Origin of the sequence: uncultured Senegalimassilia sp. (assembly GCF_934632265.1) — a bacterium.
In the GTDB taxonomy this organism is placed as follows: domain Bacteria; phylum Actinomycetota; class Coriobacteriia; order Coriobacteriales; family Eggerthellaceae; genus Senegalimassilia.
Window position 1 is genome coordinate 1 of sequence record NZ_CAKTYH010000127.1, and the last position, 5,486, is coordinate 5,486.

5 protein-coding genes are annotated in these 5,486 nt (G+C 60.4%); 4 read left to right on the forward strand and 1 reads right to left on the reverse strand.

Translation table 11 applies throughout. From position 1 onward, the window contains the following. Positions 1-416 (reverse strand): phosphate acyltransferase (locus Q0H50_RS08235; RefSeq protein ID WP_294421294.1); only part of this gene is annotated, 416 nt, incomplete at its 3' end. A 209-nt stretch (positions 417-625) separates the two neighbouring features. On the opposite strand from Q0H50_RS08235, the gene Q0H50_RS08240 reads away from it, so the two are divergent. From Q0H50_RS08240 to Q0H50_RS08255, 4 genes are all read left to right on the forward strand, one after another. Next, positions 626-1,663, forward strand: a complete 1,038-nt coding sequence (locus tag Q0H50_RS08240) for a glycosyltransferase family 2 protein (RefSeq protein ID WP_294421296.1) — start codon at positions 626-628, stop codon at positions 1,661-1,663. 138 nt (positions 1,664-1,801) lie between these two features. Continuing rightward, positions 1,802-3,082, forward strand: a complete 1,281-nt coding sequence (gene brnQ, locus Q0H50_RS08245; RefSeq protein WP_294421298.1) for a branched-chain amino acid transport system II carrier protein — start codon at positions 1,802-1,804, stop codon at positions 3,080-3,082. After that, entirely contained in the window at positions 3,082-3,882 is an 801-nt protein-coding gene (locus Q0H50_RS08250) for a type III pantothenate kinase (protein WP_294421300.1), read from the forward strand. Before brnQ ends, Q0H50_RS08250 begins: the two co-directional genes overlap by 1 nt. A gap of 243 nt (positions 3,883-4,125) precedes the next feature. Beyond that, positions 4,126-5,486, forward strand: a 1,361-nt coding sequence (locus tag Q0H50_RS08255; RefSeq protein WP_294421303.1) for an ABC transporter transmembrane domain-containing protein, incomplete at its 3' end; no start/stop codon positions are given.

Genomic DNA, 5,486 nt, shown 5'->3' on the forward strand with positions numbered 1-5,486 from the left:
GTTTTGAGGATCTGCAGGCTTGGGCGCAGGACGTCGCCGGTGGAGTGGCAGGCGCCCGAGACCATGCCGTCGGCGCGGCCGGTTTTCACCATGAGCACGCCGAAGAACAGCACGTCGCGCACCTTCTCGGCGGCCTGCTCGAGGGTCATGCCCTTGTGCTTGCGCAGCTCGTAGAGGGTGTTCGCGAACTCGTCGTGCAGGTCGGAGTCCTGCGGGTCGATCAGCGTGGCGCCGTCGAGCTTGCGCCCGGATTCCTTGATGGTGGCCACGTTGCCCAGGATGATCAGGTTCGCGACGCCTTGCGCAAGGATGGTCTCGGCGGCTTCGAGCGTGCGCGGGTCGTCGCCCTCGGGTAACACGATGGTCTGCTTGTCGGCTTTGGCGCGCTCAAGCATGGTATCCAAAAACGAGCTCATGTTCGTACCCTTTCTTCGCGATGTGCCGGGCGCGGTCTTTCGATTTGCGCTTGGTTTCGGCTGCGCCCGATCGGTTCACTTGGATTTTATCCATATTGTCCCATCATAGGGCAGCTGCTTGGCCTGCTACCGGTAAAATGGCGGGCGGACCATATGAACGGCGGCGTTCCCAACCGCATCCGCGCCGTTGCTTCCAGGAAAGGACAGGCATGAAAAGCATCACGTTCGCCATCCCGTGCTATAACTCCGCTGCATATATGGATAAGTGCATCGAGTCCATCCTTGCGTGCGGCGGGGATGAGGGCTGCGACGACATCGAGATCATCATCGTCGACGATGGGTCGGTCAAAGACGACACTGCGGAAAAGGCCGATCGCTGGGAGCAGCTTCATCCGGGCATCATCAAGGCCGTCCATCAGGAAAACGGCGGCCACGGGCAAGCGGTGAACACCGGTTTGGCGAACGCCTCGGGCCTGTACTTCAAGGTGGTCGATTCCGACGACTGGCTCGACCGCCGCGCCATGGAAGACGTCATGGCGTATGTCCGCAGCCAGGTGGGGCGCAGCGCCCCGACCGATCTGGTCATCGCCAACTACGTGTACGAGAAGGTGCATGAGAGCACGCGCACCATCATGCATTATCGCAACGTGTTCCCCGAGGGGCGCGAGTTCGGCTGGTCCGAGGTGGGGCATTTCAACCCCAGCCAGTACCTGCTCATGCACTCGGTCATCTACCGCACCGAGCTGTTGCGCGGCATGGGCCTTCAGCTGCCCAAACACACCTTCTACGTGGACAACATCTTCGTGTACGTGCCCCTGCCGCACGTTAAGACCATCTACTACCTTGACGTGGACATGTACCGCTACTTCATCGGCCGCGACGACCAAAGCGTCAACGAGTCGGTCATGATGGGCCGCATCGATCAGCAGCTGCGCGTCACGCGCATCATGATCGATGCCGTGCAGCTTCCCGGCGATGTGCCTGAGAAGCGCCTGGAGCGCTACATGGAGAACTACCTGTCCATGATGATGTGCATCTGCAGCATCTTCTTGCGCATGATCAACACCGTAGACGCCGAGGACGAGCGCGAGGCCATCTGGCGTTATCTCAAGGAGAACAACTCCGACGTGTATCGCCGCGTGAGGCGCAGCGTGCTGAACATGGGTACGAACCTGCCCACGAATCTGGGACGCAAGATCGGCATCACGGGCTACCATGTGGCTCAGAGGATCTTCAAGTTCAACTAGGCATCAAGTGGAAAAGACCTGCTTCTGCAGGTCTTTTTTGCGGCAACAATTGGGCATCCCGCCGAGTTGTCGGCTTCTTTTTTCGCATGGATTGCGTCATAATGGATAATTCGAGCGATATTCCATAAAGGAGCATTCTTGAAGAAAAACACTGTGGTCACCGGATTGGCGCTCTTTGCCATGTTCTTCGGTGCTGGAAACCTAATCTTCCCGCCGTATCTGGGTATGGAGAGCGGAACCGATTGGGTGATCGGCTTTTTATGCTTCATCTTGATCGACGTGGCGCTTTCCTGCCTGGGCATCTTCGCGCTCAACGCTGCCGGCGGGGCGAACGTTGCGGTCGAGGGGTCGTTGGGCCGAGTTCCCGGCCTGGTGCTCAACACCGCCGTCATCCTGTGCACGGGCATGATCATCGCAGAGCCGCGAACGGCTGCCACCACCTATGAGATGTCCATCGTGCCGTTGTTCGGCGATTCGGTGAACATGTTGGTTTTCTCCGCGCTGTTCTTCGCGGCGGTGCTTGCGCTATCCATCCGTCAAACGCGTCTGGTGAGCATCATCGGCAAGGTGCTCACCCCGCTTTTGGTCGTTTGCGTGTTCGTTATCATCGCGGTAGGCGTCGTGCATCCGCTTGGCGAGATCGGGGCGCCGCTTTCCAGCCACGCTGCGCAGGACGGCATCTTGGCCGGCTATCAGGCCATGGACGTGCTTGCGTGCGTCGGCTTCGCCATCGTCATGGAAAACGCTGCGCGCACTGCCGGTTATACGCGTCGCGAGGATCAGCTGAAGGTCATTGCGGGCGCATCCGTGGTTGCCGGCGTTCTTTTGGCCGTGATCTACGGTGGTTTGACCTATCTGGGCGCTTCGAGCGCGCTTGCGTTCGGTGCCGGCATGGACCGTTCGACGCTTATCGTGGAGATCACCAAGCATCTGCTCGGCAACACCGGCGTGATCATCCTCGGCATCATCGTCGGGCTTGCGTGCCTGACCACCGCCATCGGCCTGACGGGCGCATCGGCTTCCTATTTCGAGCGCACCACGCATGGCAAGATCTCGTATCGCACCGGCGTCATCGTCACCGTTTTGGTGTCTTTCGCCATCTGCAACCTGGGGTTGAATGCGATCGTGGCGTTTGCGGCGCCTATTCTTTCGGTGGTCTGCCCGCCGTTCATGGTGTGCGTGGTCATGGTGCTGTTCAAGAAGCGGATGGGCACCACGTGGCCGATCAAGGGAGCCGCCCTCGGGGCGTTCGCCATCAGCTTGCTCGCCACCATCGACGACACGTACGGCGTGTTGCCCGCCATCAAGCAGCTTCCATTCACCGATCTGGGCTTTAGCTGGCTGCCGTTCGCCATCGCCGGCGGCATCATCGGAGCGGTTGCGTTCAGGGCGATCAAGGCGAACAAGGTGGTCGCATAATGGCGCGTTCGGGTCAAAACGTTTCGAGTTGCGTTCTTGCCGTCGATGTGGGGAATTCCGTCACCAGCCTGGGTTTGGCTCGGGAAGGGGAGCTGGCGTCCGCATGGAGCGTGACCACCCCTGAGCGGTTGACGGCCGACGAGGCGCTTATGTGCGTGACGTCGTTTCTGCAGGTTCGCGGGTGCGATGCGCGGGTTTGCGATGCCATCGTATCCTCCGTGGTCCCTGGTCTTACCGATGCCTGGGTAGAGGCGTTGCGCACGCTTTGCGGCGTACGGCCTTTGGTGGTGGGACCGGGCTTGAAGTCCGGTTTGAAGCTGCATTTGAACAGCCCTGCGGATTTCGGCGCCGATCGCGTCGCCGACTGCGTTGCCGCCAAGCAGCTGTATGGATTCCCGCTTATCGTGGTCGACTTCGGGACCGCAACCACCCTTGAGGTCATCGACGATGCCGGCGTGGTGCAAGGCGGGCTTATCGCGCCGGGTTTGCGTTTAGCGGCGCGTGCGGTGGCCGATGCCGCGGCGCAGCTTCCGGTTATCGGGTTGCATGCGCCCCGCAGCGTTATCGGGAAGTCCACGCGCGATGCCATGCAAGCGGGCATCGTCATCGGCGAAGTCGCCAGAATCGACGGTCTCATCCAGGCGGTATGGGATGAGCTTGGATACGAAACGCGTGTTGTGGCTACCGGCGACGACGCTCAAGCTATGGCCGGGCTTTCCCGGCACATCGAGGTTGCCGACGAGCAGCTAACGCTCAAAGGATTGGCTTTGCTTTACGATAAGAATAGGAAAGCTCGATAGGGCATCTTGCTCGCATTGGCGCTGCGCCTGCCTTACGACCCGCCGACATAGGCCAGCTATTTTCAGCCCGGCACACGCCGGGCTTTTTGCACTCCAGATTAGTCATGTATAACAATAATCGGTATCTTATGGCTTGCCATGGCTATCAAAGTTTCCCAATGGTACCATTTGACTGTTTGAATCAAGGCGGATGCGCCGCAGCCGGCGCCGTGCTGCCTTTGGGTATCGAAAGGAAACCGGTTCGTGTTCAATAAACGGTTGATATTGATGGTGCCGCAGGCTTTGAGGTATATCGCGCGCAATGTGGCGGCGCAATGGGTGGCGCTTGTGGCGAACATCGTGCTCATGCTCCTCATCGGGCTGTTTTTGCAGCGTCTTTTCGACGGTGCTGCCGTTGATGGGTGGGTCGCGATGCTCCTGGGCGCAGGCGTCGTTGTCATCGCGGTGCGCATGGCATGCTTGACGTATGCGCAGCGCATGGGGGTGGCGGCCGCGATGACGGCGAAGCGCTCGGTCCGCCGGCAGGTGTACGACAAGCTCGTGCGTATGGGCCCCGGGTACTCCGAGCATATCGCCACAAGCGAAGCGGTGCAGGTCAGCGTCGAGGGCTGCGAGCAGCTGGAAAGCTATTTCGGACAGTATCTCCCGCAGCTGCTTTATGCCGTGCTGGCCCCGCTGACGGTTTTCGCGTTCCTGGCCCCGCTTTGCCTGCCCGCCGCCATCGCCTTGTTGGTATGCGTGCCGCTTATCCCCATTTCCATTATGGCGGTGCAGAAGATCGCCAAGCGCGTTATGGGGCGCTATTGGGGCGCCTACACCGATCTTGGCGGCGCGTTTCTTGAGAACCTGCAGGGTTTGACCACCTTGAAGATCTATCAGGCTGACGAGGCTTGCCACCGTCAGATGAACGAACAGGCCGAGAGCTTCCGTCGTGCGACGATGCGCCTGCTCACCATGCAGCTCAACTCCATCACCGTGATGGACGTGTTCGCCTTCGGCGGCGCTGCGGTGGGCATCATCGCGGCGATGGTGCAGTTCGTTAACGGCCAGGTGCCGTTCTATGCGGCGTTTTGCGTGGTGTTCCTGTCGGCGGAGTTCTTCATCCCCATGCGCACGCTCGGGTCGTTTTTCCATACGGCCATGAACGGCATGGCGGTCGCCGAGAAGATGTTCGCCATCCTGGACGCGCCCGAGCCCGAGCGGGGCACGTGCAGCGTGGACCCTGCGCATGCGGATATCGTCGTGCGCGATGTCACGTACTCGTATGATGGCCAGCGCACGGTGCTCGATCATGTGGACTTTTGCGCACCTGCTGGAAGCTTCACCGGCATCGTGGGCGAGAGCGGTTCGGGCAAGTCGACGTTAGCGGGTGTTTTGTGCGGTCGTAATCGGGGCTTCGCCGGCGCTGTGGTGATCGGCGGTGTGCCGCTCGAGCAGATTTCCCGCGAAAGCTTGTCGCAAACGGTGACAGTCGTCCCGTTCTCCAGCTACCTGTTCTCCGGAACGGTTCGTTCGAACTTGCTGATGGCGCGCCCTCAGGCGACCGACGAAGAGCTTTGGGACGTTTTGCGGCGCTGCCGCATCGATGGCTTCGTTCGTGCATC

Excerpts from the sequence above, each read along its gene's own strand:
- Q0H50_RS08240 (WP_294421296.1), top strand. The coding sequence starts at position 626 with ATGAAAAGCATCACGTTCGCCATCCCGTGCTATAACTCCGCTGCATAT.
- Q0H50_RS08250 (WP_294421300.1), top strand. The coding sequence starts at position 3,082 with ATGGCGCGTTCGGGTCAAAACGTTTCGAGTTGCGTTCTTGCCGTCGAT.